The organism is Streptomyces sp. NPDC052016, assembly GCF_044548445.1.
Taxonomy (GTDB): Bacteria; Actinomycetota; Actinomycetes; order Streptomycetales; family Streptomycetaceae; genus Streptomyces.
Genome location: NZ_JBIUBX010000005.1, coordinates 147,732 through 164,779 on the forward strand (window position 1 = coordinate 147,732; position 17,048 = coordinate 164,779).

The window sequence follows — 17,048 nt, forward strand, 5'->3', positions numbered from 1 at the left end:
CTTGGGGTGAGCGTCCCGCCCGTACCCGAGGTACGGCAGCCACGCGAGGGCGTGCTCGCGTGACGACGGCCATGGCGGCCGGGGATCCACACCCGTCAGGACGGCGCGGCCGGGCGAGGCCGCACCCCCGGAAGGCGCCCTTCCGAGCACCATGAGCCCGAGCCGCTGCGACCGGCCGGGAAACCCGTCACGCACATCCAGGGAGGACCCGGTGGGTCACCAGATCTCGCGCAGAACCCTTTTCCGCACCGCGAGCGGGCTCGCCGTCGCCGGCGCGCTCGGCGGCTCGCTCAGCGCCTGCTCCGGGGGCACCGGTGCCGGCAGCACCAGCAGCAAGCTGACCATGATCTGGTGGGGCAGCGACGAGCGTCACGCGGCCTACAAGAAGGCGCTTGCCACGTTCCAGAAGGACAACCCGAAGATCGAGATCCAGGAGACCTACCAGGGTTACGACGGGTACTTCGACAAGTTCAACACCAACGTCGCCGGCGGCAGCGCCCCCGACCTGATGCAGATGGACACCGCGCTGGTCGCCCAGTACGCCCGCAAGGGTGTCCTCGCCCCGCTCGACTCCTACGTCGGCAAGACCCTCGACCTCACCGGGTTCTCCAAGACCCTCCTGGCCAACGGCACGGTCGACGGCAAGCTCTACGGCGTCCCCTCCGGCATCGGTGTCAACCAGCTCACCGTCAACCGCAGCGGCCTGGAGGAGCTCGGCCTGGAGCTGCCGGACCGCGAGTGGACCTGGACCGACCTGAAGAAGATCGCCCAGGACGTGTACAAGAAGAGCGGCGGCAAGACCTACGGCGTCGACGACGGCGGCGGCTCCACCCTCCAGTGCTTCGAGATCTTCGCCCGCGAGAAGGGCCAGACCTTCTTCTCCGAGGACGGCAAGAAGCTCGGCTTCACCTCCGACACCCTCCAGGAGTGGTGGGAGTACTGGGCCGAGATGCGCGGGACCAACGCCTCCGGTCCGCCGGCGATCACCTCGGCCGCGCACAACGACCTCACCAAGAACGCGGTCGTCATCGGCAAGGCCCTGTTCACCTTCGACTCCGGCGTCTACGGCGCGGGCGGCTCGATCACCGACGCGCAGCTGGACTTCCTGCCGACCCCGCAGGGCGACTGGTCCGGTGCCCGCGAGGGCAACTTCGTCAACGGCGGTGTGCTGCTGAGCGCCACCAAGACCAGCAAGCGGATCGCCGACTCCGTCAGGATCATGTCGTTCTTCGCGCAGAACGAGACCGCGATCAAGGACATGCAGCTGCTGCGCGGCATCCCGCCGACGGAGAAGGCCCGCACCCTGATCGCCTCCGGCCTGTCCGAGACCGACAAGCTCAACATGGCGAACGCCGACTACATCTCCCAGCGCGTCGCGAAGGCGACGGACGCGCTGCCCAACCCGGTGCCCCCGCCGCAGGGCGCCGACCAGATCTGGGACCTGCTGTTCCAGTCGAACCTCGCCGTCGCCTTCGGCAAGAAGTCCATCAAGGCGCAGCTCGGCGAGTTCTTCGACCAGGCGGCAGGGATTCTGTCGGCGTAGGCGTGGCGTGGGCGAGAACACCGGGAGAGGGCCAGGGAGATGAGTATGACCACCGCGAAGACCGACGAGGTCGTGAAGGAGCAGCCGGCTCCGGCGACCCCGCCCGACCAGCGGGAGCGCGACCGGATGCGCCGCCGCCTCGCCAGACGGCGGGGCGGGGGATGGTGGCCGTACCTCTTCCTGGCCCCCTGGTTCGTGGGCCTGTTCGGGCTGACGATCTACCCGATGCTCGACTCGCTGTACCTGTCGTTCACCGACTTCGACCTGCTGACGCCCGCACGGTGGGTCGGTGCCGAGAACTACGAGCGGATGTTCGCCGACGACCCGGTCTTCTGGGACACGGTGCACGCCACGCTCCTGTACGTCGCCGTCTCCGTCCCGCTGAAGCTCGCGCTCGCCCTCGGCGTGGCGATGCTGCTCAACCGGGACCTCAAGGGCATCGGCCTGTACCGGGCCGCCTTCTACCTGCCCTCACTGCTCGGCGGGGCGGTGGCCATCGCCATCGTCTGGCGCCAGGTCTTCGGCGGCGACGGCCTCTTCAACGACTTCCTCGGCTGGTTCGGCATCGAGGGCCAGGACTGGATCTCCAGCCCCGACACCGCGTTTTACACCCTGATCCTGCTCGCCGTGTGGCAGTTCGGCACCCCGATGGTGATCTTCCTCGCCGGTCTGAAGCAGCTCCCCAAGGACGTGTACGAGGCGGCCGCGATCGACGGCGCCAGTCCCGCCACCCGCTTCTTCAGAATCACCCTGCCGCTGCTGACCCCGATCGTCTTCTTCAACGTCGTCCTGCAGATCATCGACGCGTTCAAGACGTTCACCCCCGCCTACGTGATCAGCAACGGATCAGGCGGGCCGCTCAACTCGACGATGCTGTACTCCCTCTACCTGTACAAGAAGGGCTTCACCGACCTTCAGATGGGTTACGCCTCGGCGCTGGCCTGGGTGCTGTTCCTGGTCATCGCGGGCTTCACGGCGGTCAACTTCATCGCCAGCCGCTACTGGGTCCACTACGACGACTGATGTCCGACGTCGTCAGAGTCCACAACGACGCCTGAGCGAGGAATACTTCGATGTCCGCCATCACCCCGAACGCGTCGCCGCTGCAGAGGCTCCGCTCCGCCACCGGCACCCGCCGCATCTTCATCCACACCCTGCTCATCGGCGTGGCGATCGTCATGCTGTACCCGCTGCTGTGGATGCTCAGCAGCTCCCTCAAGCCCGACACCGAGATCTTCACCCACCCCGGCCTGATCCCGAACGAGCTCAACCCGCAGAACTACGCCGACGGCTGGAGCGGCTCCGGCAACTCCTTCTCCCTCTACATCACCAACTCGCTGATCGTCACGATCGGCGCGGTGATCGGCAACGTGATCTCCTGCTCGCTGGCCGCCTACGCCTTCGCGCGCTTCGAGTTCCGCGGCAAGAAGATCTGGTTCGGCCTGATGCTCGGCACGCTGATGCTGCCCACCCAGGCCGTGCTGATCCCCCAGTACACGATCTTCTACAACCTGACCTGGATCAACACCTACCTGCCGCTGATCGTGCCGAAGTTCCTCGCGGTGGACGCCTTCTTCATCTTCCTGATGGTCCAGTTCATCCGCTCCATCCCGCGCGAGCTGGACCAGGCGGCCATGATGGACGGCGCCAACCCCCTGCAGATCTACTGGAAGATCATCCTGCCGTTGATGAGGCCGGCCCTGATCACCACCACGATCTTCACCTTCATCTGGACCTACGACGACTTCCTCCACCAGCTCGTCTACCTCCAGCAGAACGACAAGTTCACCGTCCCGCTCGGCCTGACCCTGTTCATGGACCAGACCAGCGGCTCCTCCTACGGAGCGATGTTCGCCATGTCGACCATCGCGCTCGCCCCCACCCTCATCTGCTTCCTCGTCTTCCAGAAGCGGCTGGTCGAGGGCATGGCGACCTCCGGCATGAAGGGCTGACCCCGGTGCACCTCCTCCACCAGCGCGCCCCGCTGCACGACCTGCCGGACACCCCCGAGGCCTACGACGCCGTCCTCGCCGACGTCACCGAGCAGGCCCTGGCCCGGCTCACCCCCGAGGGCAGCCTCGAACACCCCGACTGCGTCGACGACATCGGCGACACCTCGCTCGGCATCACCTCCCTGCTGGCCCTGGCCTGGCAGCGCACCAAGGATCCCCGGCTGCCGGAGGCGGTGCGCCGCAGCCTCGCCTTCCACCTGCGCGAACGGGTCTACCGGGAGGACAACCCCGGTTATCCGAACCTCAGGGTCCGCGACTCGGGGCTGCCCTACGCCCGTTACACGCTCGCGGCCGGAGCGCACCCCGTCGGCGACTGGCCGAGCACGGTGTGGGCGCTGCTCCAGGCCGTGAACGTCCTGGACACGGCGGACGGCCTGGTCGGCGACGACCTGCGCGCGGAGCTGCTGGAGGTGGCGCGCGGCTACTGGCGCTGGCTCACCGAGGCGACCTTCTTCAACCCCCAGGAGGCGGGCAACCAGGCCATCGGCTGTGTGGTGGGCGGGCTGATGCTGGCCCGCCATCTTCCCGCGGAGGACGGCGAAGCGGTCCGCGTACGGGCGCTGACGCTCTACGCCGACGAGATCCGCGCCCACCGGGTGCGCGACCGCGGAGCCCTGCTGCCTCCCGAGCACGGCGGCGCCTACGACAACAACTACGGCCCGATCTCCCTGTCCTTCCTCGCCCAGGCGCACCGGGTCAGCGGCGAGGAGGTCTTCGCGCAGGACGGCGACGCGCTCGCCCGCTACATCGACGCCCGCCTGACGGGCGGCGGCTTCGACAACGGCGGCCCGCGCTACAGCGAGCAGCACTCCGGCTTCGAGTCCGTCCTCGGCCTGCGCTACTTCAGCCGCCGTATCGGCTCCGACCTGGGCCGCTACCGGGGCGACACCCGCTGGGGGCGGCACGCGGTCAAGGCGGACGGCGGAGTCGACGGCCACTTCGCCTGGATGCTGGTCTGGCAGATCCAGGACGCCACGCGCTGGCAGCGCACGCCCTCCGCGTCGTTCAAGCGCCACCAGTTGCGCGCGGGCACCGTCTCGGTGGCCTTCGACGACCGGATGACCCCGTCGCTGGTCGAGGCGGGCGGCACGTACTACCTGCCCGCGGCCGTCGCCCGCCAGCACGGCTTCGGGCCGGTCACCGACGGTTTCCTGCTGTGCCGTCCCATGGGCGAGGTACGCGTCCGCGACGCCCGCGCCGACGGCCTGACCGCCAAGCTGGTCACCAAGCCGGTCGTCGGCCGCGACCACGTCCTGCGGTACGTGCGCTCCCTGTACGTCACCGACGGCGCCACCCTGTGGACCACCGTGGCCGTCGAACGTCTCGACGGCACACCCCACCTGCTGGCCGGCCTGCCGTACGCCGAGGACGACGGCGACCGGGTGCGGCGTACGGCCCGGGGGGCGGTGGCCTCCGCCGGCGCGCTGCGGCTCACGCACCCGGACGCGCGGGGCGCCGCCCACTTCGACGCCCGCGCCGAACTCACCCAGGAGCAGGCCGCCTTCGCCCTCGTCGCGGACCCGCGCGGCTACGGCAACCCCGACGAGGGCTGGAAGCACCTGGTCAGCTCCACCGCCCTGGAGGCCGGCCCGATCCCGGACGCCCCGGACGACCTGCACGTCTTCGCCGTACGGTACGGCTCGCGGGAGCCGCTCACGGTGTCCGTCGAGCGGTGCGCGGAGGGGCTGACCGTGCGGACGGACCGCTTCACCGCCGTCCTCGGGGACGCCGACGCGCACGGCGAGCCGGAGCTGACGCTGCGCGCGGCCTGACCGCGCGCACGCTCAGTCCTCGAGGGTCATCCGCGGGGCGCCGCGCACCGCGTAGGCGGGCAGCCGGGCCTCCCGCAGGTACGCGGGGGAGAGGGACAGCCCGAACCGCCGTTCCACGACCCCCAGACTGCGCCGGTAACCGGTCCTGTGGTCCTCGTCCTCCGGCGCCAGGCAGGTCTTTCCGTCGGGGGCGAGGACCCCGGCGGCGACGAGGTCGGGCAGGAGCAGGTCCGGCTCCCGGCCCCAGCGCCACATCTCCTCCCGCAGCCCGAAGCCGCACAGGAACACGCCGTCACGCGCGTAGTCCACCATCGCGGGCGGATGCTCCTGGACCGGTACGTACCGCACGACCTCGACGCCGTCCCGGGAGATCTCCTCGAGGAGGTCACCGCCGGTGGAGTCCCCGTACTCCAGGGCGAAGGCCCAGTCCCCGGAGCTGCCCACGCGGATCACTCCGTCCCCGTCGGCGTCGTCCCGCCACTCCGTGACGCCGAGCTGCCACACCTGGGCATCGGTGACCGGCTCCGTCGCCCCGTCCCGGGCGCCTCCCATCCGTACGGCGAGCTCCTCCGGGGAGAGACCCCGCGCGAACACGACGCTGGACATCCAGCCCTTGAGGTCGACCAGCCACACGATTCCGTCCGTCATGGCGAGGACGGTAACCGCGGTCACTGACAACGGGGTCGCCCGGGGTGTGGCCGGTTGTTCAGAAGGGCAGCCCCGGCAGGCCCCAGCCCCTCCGTGCCGTCTCGTCGACGACCACGGCCCATTCGCGCAACAGCACCGTGAAGGCGTCGAAGTCCGCGATCCATCCGCCGGGACGCCCCGCGTGCCGGTCGTACTCCTCGCGCAGGCCCTTGAGCAGCGGCTCCGCGCGGGCCCAGTGGGCGGCGATCACGGGGACGACCGGGGGTGGGCAGGCGAGCAGCAGGCTCGGCCGCCAGGGCGTGGAGTCCGACGGGAAGAGACCCGACTCCGGGACCACCTCCGGCGGATCGTCCCCTTCCCAGATGAGGTGGAAGAGGAAACCGTCCAGGGACTCCCGCAGCACGGGGTCGGCGAACTTCCGTGCGGTGTCCCAGCCGTCGCCCGCCCAGAAGTGCGCTTTGTAGGTCCCGGTGGTGCTGTGGAACTCGTAGCGGCCGCACCACGGTACCTTCGGCGAGGCGGGGAACACCCAGCCCGCTCGGGGTTCCGCGTGCCGGTCGGAGTCCTCCGGACCGGCCGCCTCGTACAGCAGGTCCTGCCGTTCAGCCGTGGGAGTCCGCTCCAACTCCCCCCAGTCCAGCCCCAGTACGGTGATGTCCAGCCCCATACGGCCCCCCTGCGACGTGCCGCACCACCAGGTCCGCGCGTTCCCGCGTCGCCGTCACCAGCTCGGCGTTGCGCCGGTCCGTGCCCCGCACCCAGGCCACCGCCTCCTCGGGCCCCTTGCCGAACTCCTCATGCCGGGCGACGAGTCGGCGGACGCGTTCCTCCTCGTCCGTCTCGCAGAACCACACCTCGTCCAGCTGGGGCCGCACCCGCGCCCACGCGCCCGTGTCCAGCAGGAGGTAGTTGCCCTCCGTGACGACCAGGCGGGCGGCCGGCGGGACCGGGACGGCCCCCGCGACCGGCTGCTCCAGCACCCGCTCGAAGCCGGGTGCGTACACGATGTCGTCGCCGTCCGCCTCCTCCCGCAGCCGGCGCAGCAGAGCCGCGTACCCGGCCGCGTCGAAGGTGTCGGGCGCGCCCTTGCGGTCGCGGCGGCCGAGCCGGTCGAGTTCCACGTCGGCGAGGTGGAAGCCGTCCATCGGGACGTGCGCCACCCAGGGCTCCCCGGTGCCGTTCAGCTCCCGTACCAGGTGCTCGGCGAGGGTCGTCTTGCCGGCGCCGGGGCTGCCGGCGATGCCGAGGAGCGCGCGTTTGCCGTCCCGGACGAGGGAACGCGCACGCAGGACGAGGTCGTCGAAGGTGAGCACACAGAAGAGTGTCGCAGTCTGGACAGGCGGGTGACCATGCCGGCCCCGGTCGCCGGAGAGGAGGAGCACGTGTCCGAGGACGAGCGGCGCATCCGCGCCCTGATCACGCGCTGGGCCGACGCCGTGCACCGCGGCGACCTCGACGCCGTCCTCGCCGACCACGCCGAGGACCTCCTGCTGTACAACGTGACCCCACCCCACGACGGGCTGCGCGGCCTGGCCGCCTACCGGGCGATCTGGCCGCCGTTCTTCGCCTGGCAGGCGCAGGGCGCGTTGTTCGAGATCGACGCGCTCGACGTCGCGGCCGGACCCGAGGTGGCCTACGCCCACGCCCTGCTGCGCTGCGGCACGCCCGAGGAGCTGGCCGAGCGGCCGGCGCTGCGGCTGCGGCTGACGTTCGGGCTGCGCAAACGGCGCGGCCGCTGGGTCATCGCGCACGAGCACCACTCCTTCCCGCACGACTGACCCCGTGGCGTGCCGGCGTCCGGCCCCGCGCCATGGCGGCGCCTTGCGGGGCCGATGTGGCGCGCGCCACTCGGTGGCCGGCGCCGTACGGGGGAACCGTTTCCGTATGACGACGACGCTCGGTCTCCCGGACACCATCCAGGCCTGCCTCTTCGACCTCGACGGGGTCGTCACCCGTACGGCCGTGGTGCACGCGGCCGCCTGGAAGGAGACGTTCGACGCGTTCCTGCGCGAGCGTGAGGGGGCGGGCTTCCGGCCGTTCGACACCGCCGGCGACTACGACGAGTACGTCGACGGACGCCCACGGGCCGACGGCGTCCGCACCTTTCTCGCCTCCCGCGGCATCCACCTGCCCGAGGGCGACCCCAACGACCCACCGGACGCCGCCACGGTGCACGGCCTGGGCAACCGCAAGAACGAGCTGCTGCTGGAGAAGATCCGCACGGACGGCGTCGAGGCCTACGAGGGCACCCTGCGCTACCTCGAGGCAGTCCGCGCGCGGGGCCTGCGCACGGCGATCGTCTCCTCCAGCGCCAACACCCTTGACGTGCTGCGCTCCATCGGCGCCGAGGACCTCTTCGAGGTGCGGATCGACGGCGTGGTCGCCGCCGAGCGGGGGCTGCCGGGCAAGCCGCGCCCCGACACCTTCCTCGCCGCCGCCCGCGACCTCGGCGTCGAGCCGTCCCGGGCCGCCGTCTTCGAGGACGCGCTCGCGGGCATGGACGCGGGCCGTGCCGGGCACTTCGGGTACGTCGTGGGCGTTGACCGGGTGGGGCAGACCGACGCCCTGTACGCGCACGGCGCGGACCTCGTCGTGAAGGACCTGGCCGAACTGGGAGGGCACGCTTGATCACCGACCGGTCCTACGCCGTCGAACCCTGGTGCGTGCGCGAGACGCACCTCGACCTGGACGTCCTCGCCCAGAGCGAGTCGGTGTTCGCCCTGTCCAACGGGCACGTCGGCTGGCGCGGCAACCTCGACGAGGGCGAACCCCACGGGCTGCCCGGCTCCTACCTCAACGGCGTGCACGAGCTGCACCCACTGCCGTACGCGGAGGCGGGGTACGGCTACCCGGAGTCCGGCCAGACCGTCATCAACGTCACCAACGGCAAGGTCCTGCGGCTGCTCGTCGACGACGAGCCCTTCGACCTGCGGTACGGCCGGCTCGTCTCCCACGAACGCGTCCTCGACCTGCGCCGGGGCGTGCTGGAGCGCACCTGCGAGTGGACCTCGCCGGCCGGCTCGACGGTCCGGGTGCGCTCCACCCGGATGGTCTCCCTCACGCAGCGCGCCATCGCGGCCGTCGCCTACGAGGTGGAGGCCGTCGGCAGCCGCTCCCGCGTCGTCATCCAGTCCGAGCTGGTCGCCAACGAGAGCCTGCCCGAGCCCAACGGCGACCCGCGCGCGGCCCGCGCCCTGAAGTCGCCGCTGGAGCCCGAGGAGGACGTCGCCGTCGGCCGGCGGCTGCGCCTGGTGCACCGCACCCGGCGCAGCGGGCTGCGGGTCGCCGTGGCCGCCGACCACACCGTCGACGGCCCGGAGCGCACCACCGTCAGCGGCGAGAGCAACGTGGACGTGGCCCGGCTGACCGTCACCTCCGTCCTGGAGCCGGGCGAGACGCTGCGGGTGGAGAAGCTCGTCGCGCACGGCTGGTCCGGCGCCCGCTCCCGGCCCGCGATGAGCGACCAGGTCGAGGCGGCCCTCGCGGCGGCCGGACACAGCGGCTGGCAGGGCCTGCTCGACGACCAGCGGGCCTACCTCGACGACTTCTGGGCGCGCGCCGACGTCGAGGTCGACGGCGACGAGGAGATCCAGCAGGCCGTCCGCTTCGCCCTCTTCCACGTCCTGCAGGCCGGCGCCCGCGCCGAGCAACGTGCCATTCCCGCCAAGGGCCTGACCGGTTCCGGTTACGACGGCCACGCGTTCTGGGACACCGAGACCTTCGTGCTGCCCCTGCTCACCTACACGGCGCCCGAGGCCGTCTCCGAAGCGCTGCGCTGGCGGCAGAACACCCTGCCGGCGGCCCGCGAGCGCGCCGCGCAGCTCGGCCTGAGCGGAGCCGCGTTCCCCTGGCGCACCATCGAGGGCTCCGAGGGCTCGGCCTACTGGCCCGCCGGCACCGCGGCCTTCCACGTGAACGCCGACATCGCCGACGCCGTCGTCCGCTACGTCGCGGCGACCGGCGACACCCTCTTCGAACGGGACACGGGCGTCGAACTGCTGGTGGAGACCGCCCGGCTGTGGCGCTCGCTCGGTCACCACGACGCGCACGGCGTCTTCCACATCGACGGCGTCACCGGCCCCGACGAGTACAGCGCGATCGCCGACGACAACCTGTACACCAACCTCATGGCCCGGGCGAACCTGCTGGCCGCGGCCGACGTCGTCGAACGCCACCCGGAGCAGGCCGCCGAGCTGGGTGTCGACGCCGAGGAGAGCGCGGCCTGGCGGGACGCGGCGCGGGCGGTGTCCATCCCCTACAACGACGAGCTGGGCGTGCACGAGCAGCACGCGGGCTTCACCCGCTACCAGCGCTGGGACTTCGCCGGCACCCGCCCCGACCAGTACCCGCTGATGCTGCACTTCCCCTACTTCGACCTGTACCGCAAGCAGGTCGTCAAACAGGCCGACCTGGTGCTGGCGATGTACACCTGCGACGGCTTCTTCGACGAGGAGCAGATCGCCCGCAACTTCGCCTACTACGAGCCGCTGACCGTCCGCGACTCGTCCCTGTCGGCGTGCTGCCAGGCCGTCGTCGCCGCCCGGGCCGGCCATCTGCGCCTGGCCTACGACTACACCGTCGAGGCCGCCCTGATGGACCTGGCGGACCTGGAGCAGAACACCCGCGACGGGCTGCACATGGCCTCGCTCGCCGGCACCTGGACGGCGCTGGTCGCCGGGTTCGGCGGACTGCGCCGCGACGGCGGCACCCTGTGCTTCGCCCCGCGTCTGCCGGAGCGGTTCAGCCGTCTCGCCTTCTCCCTCCAACTCCTCGGCCGCCGCCTGCACGTGGAGGTCGGCCCCGACAAGGCCACGTACACGCTGCTGTCCGGCCCGGCCCTGACGATCGGCCACCACGGCACGCCCGTGCACCTCAACGGCGAGGGACCGGCCGTGCGGGACATCCCGCCGGCACCGGAGCGACCGGCGCCCGAGCAGCCCCCGCACCGCCGCCCGCACACCCGCTGACCGCCGCCGTCAGTCACCTGGCCGAACTGCACCCTGCGTGCGCGCCCGAGACAGGTTAGTTTGGCCATGTTTTCCACGGTTTCGCGGTTCCTCCGTTCCGGAGCAAGGGGTGGACGATGGCCAACGGCACGAACGCCACGCTCGTCGGCGTACGACGACGCACCCCGGCGACCGTGCCCGGGGCACCCTGGCGCAGACGCGACGAGTGGCTCCTCGCCGCCGTGGCCGCCGCCTTCACGGTGGCCCAACTGGTCCTCGTCGGACCGGGCCTCGGCCTCGGCTGGGACGAGACGGTGTACGTCAGCCAGCACAGTGCCCAGGCGCCCCCGGCCTTCTTCAGCGCACCGCGCGCCCGGGGCGTGTCGCTGCTGGTGGCACCGGTCACCTCCTGGTCGACCTCCACCGAACTGCTCCGCGTCTACCTCGCGCTCCTGTCCGGCCTCGCCCTCTGGGCGGCCCTGCGCGTGTGGCGCGGGCTGTTCCCGGCCCGCGTCCTCGCCGCGGGCGGCGCCCTCTTCGCCTCCCTGTGGGTCACGCTGTTCTACGGCCCGGCGGCCATGCCCAACTACTGGGTCGCGATCGGCGCCCTCGCCTGCGCCGGCTGCTGCCTGCGTGTCCGTGCGGACCTTGGGGACCGCGCCGCCCTGTGGGGCGTGGCGGCGGGCGCCGCGCTGATGGCGTGGATGCGGCCCACCGACGCCGTGTGGATCGGCCTGCCGCTGCTCGTCCTGGTGGCGGTCGGCCGGCAGGTGCGCCTGGGGCTGGTCCTGGCGGCGGGGCTCGCCACGGGCATCGGACAGTGGGTGATCGAGGCCTACCTCTCCTACGGAGGCCTGGCCGAGCGGCTGTCCGAGGGCTCCCGCGTCCAGGGCGGCCTCGGCTGGAACATCGCCGTCGACGACCAGATGCGCAGCCTGGTCGGCCGGGCCCTGTGCCGCCCCTGCACCGGCTCCATGCCCCACCCGGTCGTCATGGCCTGGTGGTTCGTCCTCCCCCTGCTCGCCGCCGCCGGTCTGGCGATCGCGGCCCGGGCCCGGCGCACCACCCCCACCCTGCTCCTGCTCGCCTGCGCCACCACGGCCGCCCTGCCGTACCTGTTCATGATCGGCTACGCGGCGCCCCGCTTCCTCCTCCCGGCCTACCTCCTGCTCGCCATTCCGGTCGCGGACGCCCTGTTCCACCTGGTCACCAAGGCGAACGGCCGGTGGCGCCCCGTCGCCGCCGCGGTGGTGGCGCTGGGGCTCGCCGGGCATCTGGCGGTGCAGTACGTCGTCCTGGACCGCACCGTGGACCGCACCGCCGCCGACCGCCGAGACTGGGGCCGTGTCGCCGCCGACCTGCACCGGCTCGGCGTTCGCCCACCCTGCCTGCTGACGGGCACCGAAGCCATCCCCGTCGCCTTCTACGCCGGCTGCTCCTCGGCCAACCCGCGCGGCCACAACGTCAACATCACCGAGGCGGGCATCCTGAGCGCCACGCGCCGGGTGCCGACCGCCGCCCTCTCCGAGCCGGGCCGCCCGCCGGCCCGGTACGCCCGCGGCTGGGAGCGCCACCCCTCCGCCGGCCTCGACCTGCACCTCGCGCCCCCGCCCCGCGCGAACGGTTCCCCATGACGTCCGAGCAGGTCTCCGTCGCGGCGCCCCGCAGGGGCGCCGTCGCCTACGGGCAGACCGCCCTCACGGTGACGGTCCTCGTGGCCGCCGTGTGGCTGGCCCGCCGGTATTGGCCCGTGCTGGAGACCGGTGCCCTGCGGCTCGCCGGGGCCGACAAGGGCTGGCTGCTGGTCGGTGCGGCGGCCGCCTGCGGGACCTGGCTGTGCGCGGCCCTCGCCCAGCAGGGCGCCGTGCTCCCCCCGCTGCCGCGGGGGCGGCTCGTGGCCGCGCAGTTCGCCGCCGGCGCCGCCAACCACGTCCTGCCCGCCGGGCTCGGCGCGGGCGCCGTCAACCTGCGCTTCCTCATGCGCTGCGGACTGACCGCGGGCCGCGCGGCGACCGCCGTCGGGGTCAAGGCCACGGCCGGCGGCGTGGCGCGCGGCGCACTGATCGTCCTCCTCGCCGCCGCCTGCCCGGGAACCCTGCGGATCCCGCACGACGGGGGCGGCTGGGCGGCCGTCGCCGTCGCGGCCGTCGCGGGGTGCGTCCTGCTGGCCGGCCGGCGGTGGCCGCGGTGCCGACGGGTCCTGGCCGCCGTGAGCGCCGACATCGGGGCCGTCCACGCGCGACCCCGGCGGGCGGCGGCCCTGTGGGGCGGGTCGGTGGCGTTCGCCGCGCTGCACGCGTGCGTGCTGATCGCCGTCACCCGGGCCGTCGCGCTGCCCCTGTCCCCTGCCGTGGTGGCACTGCTCTACCTCGCCGCGAGCAGCGCGGCCGCCCTGCTGCCCACCCCGGGCGGGCTCGGCTCGCTGGACGCCGCGCTCGCCCTCGCGCTGGCCTCCACCGGCGCCCCGCCCGCCGCGGCCGCATCCGCCGTGCTCGGCTACCGGCTCCTGACGGTGTGGCTGCCGCTGCTGCCCGGCCTGCTGGTGCTCGGCGTCCTCGTCCGCCGCAAGGCGCTGTGACCGTACCGGGCGTTTCCCGTCCGCCTGCATCTGGTAGGAGTCCGGGTGTCGGTTCGGCGGGACGAGGGGGAGTGCCATGGCGGGGGACGACAACGGCGGGCGGTTGGGGGCGGAGTTCTTCACTCCCGGAACCTCGTCCTTCACCGAGTTCCTGGCGGCACACCGGCCGGAACTGCTCAGCACGCGCCGCATCCTCCCGGACGGTGTCCGCGCCGCGCCGGACCGGGTGCCGCACGGCACCACCGTGCTGGCCCTCGCCTTCCGCGACGGCGTGCTGATCGCCGGAGACCGCCGGGCCACCATGGGCAACCTCATCGCCCAGCGCGATCTGGAGAAGGTGCACCCCGCCGACGACCACACGGCCGTCGCCTTCGCGGGCACGGTCGGGCTCGCATTGGACATGGTGAAGCTCTACCAGGTCGAGCTGGCGCACTTCGAGAAGATCGAGGGCACCGCGATGACCCTCAACGCCAAGGCGCGCCGCCTGGCCGGCATGATCCGGCAGAACCTCGGCCAGGCCATGCAGGGCCTCGCCGTCGTGCCCCTCCTGACCGGCTACGACGCCTCCGCCCCCGAGGGCGAGCGCGGCCGCATCTTCAGCTTCGACGTGGCGGGCGGCCTGTACGAGAAGCGGGACTTCCACGCCGAGGGCTCCGGATCGCCGTACGCCCGCGGCGCGTTGAAGAAGCTGTTCCGCAAGGGTATGGACCGGCGCGAGGCCGCCCTCGCCGCCCTGCAGGCACTGTGGGATGCCGCGGACGACGACTCCGCGACCGGCGGACCGGACATCAACCGGCGGATCTTCCCCATCGTCTCGGTCATCACCGAGGACGGCTTCGAGCGGCTGCCGGAGCCGGAGACGGCGGAGCTGAGCCGCGAGATGGCCGAACAGCGCAGCGCACGGCCGGACGGGCCGAACGCGGCCCCGTGACCCGGGGCCCGCTCGTCACCCGGTCCCTGCGACCGGGCCCTTTCCCCAGCCCCGTCCCCCGGCCCGTCACGTCCTCAGCCCCCACTCCCTGCGCGACCGCAGGATCTGCTGGGCCGGATCCCCGGTGTACGACCACGGAGTCCGGGTGGCCCGTCGGTCCAGCATCCGCAGGAGCGGCTCCGCCACGTCACCCACCCCCGCCGAACAGGCCGCGTGCGCCAGGTAGTTGAGGTCACGCAGCTCACCGGGGGCGATCCCGGTCCCTGTGCGGCCCACGATCCAGCGCTCCCACGTGCGGCGGAGGTCGCCGACGGCGCCGTCGTGCGCCCAGTGCCGGCCCAGGCCCACCGCCGTGGACCGGTCCGGCGCCGCTTCGAGGGCGAAGCGGTACTCCTCGACGCGGGCGTACTGCACCAGCACCGGCAACGGGCAGCCCGGCGGGGCCACCCCGGCGGCGTCCCGCGCGAAGTCGTACATCAGACCGTGCGTGCCGTGCCAGCGCGCCGAGTAGTAGTGCAGCACCTGGAGGTGCCCCTCCATGCTGTACGGGTCCCGCCGGTGCAACTCGTCCCACCAGCGCGCCAATTCCTGCCGGCGCACCCCCGACGGATACAGCCGCGCCACCGAGATCAGTGAGATCCACGGCGTCGGATCCTCCGGGTACGCCTCGGCCGCCGCCAGACAGGCCAGCACCGCGGTGTCCACCCGCTGCCGGTCGATCGGCACGCCCCTCCCGGCCGCGATGGCCAGGTTGAAGGCGCGGGCGGTCTCCGTGGCCGCCCGCAGCACCAGCGCGTCGGCACCGCGCGGCTCGGCCGCCAGCCAGGACTCCATCGTCGAACTGCCCGCGCAGGCCTGGGCCAGCATCCGTACCCGGTGCCCGCGGGCGAGCCAGTCGGGCCCGGTCACCCGCAGCAGGTCCCTGAGGCCCTGCCAGCGGCCGATGACGATGTCGTGCCGGGCGGAGGTGAGGGCCGTGTCCCCGCAGTCGGGGTCGAAGTCGGGAGCGAAGCGGTCACGTGCCATCGCCGGTCCCCCTCTAGAAGTCGGTGGGCAGGCCCTCGTGGGCGGCGGAGTGCGCGGGCGCGGGACCTCCCGGTACGTAGTCCGCCTCCACCGTCCGGGAGGCGTCCAGCCGGGCCGGCCGGTAGTACTCGCTGCCCTGCCGCCAGTACCAGAGCATGGGCACCAGCCCCACCGCGAGCCCGCCGAGGCCGATCGCGACCGCCGCGGAACTCAGCTCGCCGAGCGACTCGACGAAGATCCAGAACATGAACAGCGCGCCGCACAGCGGCCACAGCCCGCCGAAGAGGAAGTCGGACGGCGACCGCGTCAGCCTCTTGCGGTAGGCGACGACGACGGCGAGGCCCGCGAGACCGTAGTAGACGGCGATCTGCAGGCCGATCGCCGAGATCGCGTCGGAGAGGATCTCCCCCACGGAGCCCAGCGCGTTGGAGGCGACGAACATCCCCAGCGCCACCGTGCCGACCACGGCGATGGCCACCCACGGGGTGTTCCACCTGCGGTGCACCCGGCCCAGCGCCGCCGGCATCGTCCGGTCGCGGCCCATCGCGAACAGCGAACGGGTGACCTGGATGAGGGTGGTCTCCAGGGTGGCGACGGTGGACAGCATCACGGCCACGATCAGCAGCTTGCCGCCCCAGCCCGGCCACACCTCCTCACCGAGCACCGCCAGCACGTTCGCGCCGTTCTCCTCGATCTGCCGCGCGCTGAGGATCATGTTCACCGCGATGGTGAACACCTCGAACAGAAGGAAGACGACGCCCACGCCGATCAGGCCGGCGAGACCGGTCGTACGGCGGCTGTCGCGGGTCTCCTCGCTGAGGTTGCTGGTGACGTCCCAGCCCCAGTAGTAGAACGCCGCGACCAGCGCCCCCGACGCGAACCCGGACACCCCGTCGAACTGGCTGAAACCGAGCCAGGACCAGTCGAACGCGCGGGCGTTGTCCGAGTGGAGGAACGCCAGCACCGCGAACAGCGCCAGGATCGCCAGCTCCACGCCCGACATGACGAGCTGCGCGCGGACGGTCAGCCGGGCGCCGCCGAGGACCACCCCCAGCATCAGCAGGAACCAGCCCGCGCCCACCAGCGTCGACAGCGCCGTGTCGTCGGCGAGGCCCTCGTCGAACAGCGCCAGCGTCATCGATCCGGCCGGCAGCGACCCCGCCACCATGAAGATCGTCGCCGACATCACCAGCGCCCAGCCGCTGACGAATCCCAGGAAGGGATGGAGGGTGCGCCCCACCCAGGAGTAGCTCGCACCCGCGTTGACGTCGATCCGGCTGAGATAGCTGAACGCCAGCGCGATGCCCAGCATCGGTATCGCGCAGTACAGCAGCGCCGCGGGACCGGCCAGCCCCACCGCACCGGCGAGGACCGCCGTGGTGGCCGCGATCGAGTACGCGGGCGCGCTGCCCGCCACCGCCATCACCACCGTGTCGAACATGCCGAGGGCGTTCGCCTGCAGCCCTCTGCCGTTGTTGCTCATCTCGCTGCTTTCCGTCGTGCACACCGCCGGAGCAGGGGACGGCCCGACGGCATAGAAGGGTGGGGGGTGGGGCTCCGCCGCGCCGGCGCGGGGATGACCGCGGGGCGTG

At 72.4% G+C, this 17,048-nt stretch carries 15 protein-coding genes; 10 read left to right on the forward strand and 5 right to left on the reverse strand.

Annotated elements, in window-relative coordinates; all coding sequences use genetic code 11:
* The first annotated feature begins 211 nt into the window (after positions 1-211).
* From ACIHAR_RS08720 to ACIHAR_RS08735, 4 genes are read left to right on the forward strand one after another with little or no spacing between them, the layout of a single operon-like run.
* On the forward strand, positions 212-1,543 hold the full coding sequence (locus ACIHAR_RS08720; RefSeq protein WP_365457398.1) for an extracellular solute-binding protein: 1,332 nt from the start codon (positions 212-214) through the stop codon (positions 1,541-1,543).
* 45 nt (positions 1,544-1,588) lie between these two features.
* Complete coding sequence (locus ACIHAR_RS08725) at positions 1,589-2,566, forward strand: carbohydrate ABC transporter permease (RefSeq protein WP_400018056.1); 978 nt, start codon at positions 1,589-1,591, stop codon at positions 2,564-2,566.
* A gap of 50 nt (positions 2,567-2,616) precedes the next feature.
* On the forward strand, positions 2,617-3,495 hold the full coding sequence (locus tag ACIHAR_RS08730; protein WP_365457404.1) for a carbohydrate ABC transporter permease: 879 nt from the start codon (positions 2,617-2,619) through the stop codon (positions 3,493-3,495).
* 5 nt (positions 3,496-3,500) lie between these two features.
* Positions 3,501-5,327 carry a hypothetical protein gene (locus ACIHAR_RS08735; RefSeq protein WP_365457407.1) on the forward strand — a complete coding sequence of 609 codons (1,827 nt, stop codon included), beginning with the start codon at positions 3,501-3,503 and terminating at the stop codon, positions 5,325-5,327.
* Positions 5,328-5,339: 12 nt separating this feature from the next.
* On the opposite strand, the gene ACIHAR_RS08740 is transcribed toward ACIHAR_RS08735, so the two are convergent.
* The 3 genes from ACIHAR_RS08740 to ACIHAR_RS08750 are packed head-to-tail and all read right to left on the reverse strand — an operon-like array spanning position 5,340 to position 7,288.
* Positions 5,340-5,975 (reverse strand): DUF6461 domain-containing protein, encoded by a 636-nt coding sequence (locus ACIHAR_RS08740; RefSeq protein WP_400018059.1) that lies wholly within the window; start codon positions 5,973-5,975, stop codon positions 5,340-5,342.
* Positions 5,976-6,033: 58 nt separating this feature from the next.
* The gene (locus tag ACIHAR_RS08745) at positions 6,034-6,642 is read right to left on the reverse strand and encodes a hypothetical protein (protein WP_400018061.1); all 609 of its coding nucleotides are present in this window, start codon (positions 6,640-6,642) and stop codon (positions 6,034-6,036) included.
* A complete protein-coding gene (locus ACIHAR_RS08750; protein WP_400018063.1) occupies positions 6,578-7,288 on the reverse strand; it encodes a nucleoside/nucleotide kinase family protein in 711 nt (236 codons plus the stop codon). Before ACIHAR_RS08750 ends, ACIHAR_RS08745 begins: the two co-directional genes overlap by 65 nt.
* Positions 7,289-7,324: 36 nt before the next feature.
* On the opposite strand from ACIHAR_RS08750, the gene ACIHAR_RS08755 reads away from it, so the two are divergent.
* From ACIHAR_RS08755 to prcB, 6 genes are all read left to right on the forward strand, one after another.
* Entirely contained in the window at positions 7,325-7,753 is a 429-nt protein-coding gene (locus ACIHAR_RS08755) for a YybH family protein (protein ID WP_384653448.1), read from the forward strand.
* 106 nt (positions 7,754-7,859) lie between these two features.
* Complete coding sequence (locus ACIHAR_RS08760; protein ID WP_400018065.1) at positions 7,860-8,603, forward strand: beta-phosphoglucomutase family hydrolase; 744 nt, start codon at positions 7,860-7,862, stop codon at positions 8,601-8,603.
* On the forward strand, positions 8,600-10,942 hold the full coding sequence (locus ACIHAR_RS08765) for a glycosyl hydrolase family 65 protein (RefSeq protein ID WP_365457425.1): 2,343 nt from the start codon (positions 8,600-8,602) through the stop codon (positions 10,940-10,942). The genes ACIHAR_RS08760 and ACIHAR_RS08765 overlap by 4 nt, the downstream gene beginning before the upstream one ends.
* Before the next feature lie 116 nt (positions 10,943-11,058).
* The gene (locus ACIHAR_RS08770; RefSeq protein ID WP_400018067.1) at positions 11,059-12,555 is read left to right on the forward strand and encodes a hypothetical protein; all 1,497 of its coding nucleotides are present in this window, start codon (positions 11,059-11,061) and stop codon (positions 12,553-12,555) included.
* Positions 12,552-13,499, forward strand: coding sequence for a lysylphosphatidylglycerol synthase domain-containing protein (locus tag ACIHAR_RS08775; RefSeq protein WP_365457431.1), 948 nt, complete (start codon positions 12,552-12,554; stop codon positions 13,497-13,499). The genes ACIHAR_RS08770 and ACIHAR_RS08775 overlap by 4 nt, the downstream gene beginning before the upstream one ends.
* 76 nt (positions 13,500-13,575) lie before the next feature.
* Positions 13,576-14,430, forward strand: coding sequence for a proteasome subunit beta (gene prcB, locus ACIHAR_RS08780; RefSeq protein ID WP_365457434.1), 855 nt, complete (start codon positions 13,576-13,578; stop codon positions 14,428-14,430).
* Between the two features lie 66 nt (positions 14,431-14,496).
* Here the strand turns inward: prcB and ACIHAR_RS08785 are convergent, their stop codons facing one another.
* Together ACIHAR_RS08785 and ACIHAR_RS08790 are read right to left on the reverse strand one after the other, a co-directional pair.
* Complete coding sequence (locus ACIHAR_RS08785; protein ID WP_400018071.1) at positions 14,497-15,456, reverse strand: hypothetical protein; 960 nt, start codon at positions 15,454-15,456, stop codon at positions 14,497-14,499.
* A gap of 13 nt (positions 15,457-15,469) precedes the next feature.
* The gene (locus tag ACIHAR_RS08790; RefSeq protein ID WP_365457440.1) at positions 15,470-16,939 is read right to left on the reverse strand and encodes an APC family permease; all 1,470 of its coding nucleotides are present in this window, start codon (positions 16,937-16,939) and stop codon (positions 15,470-15,472) included.
* Positions 16,940-17,048 lie beyond the last annotated feature (109 nt).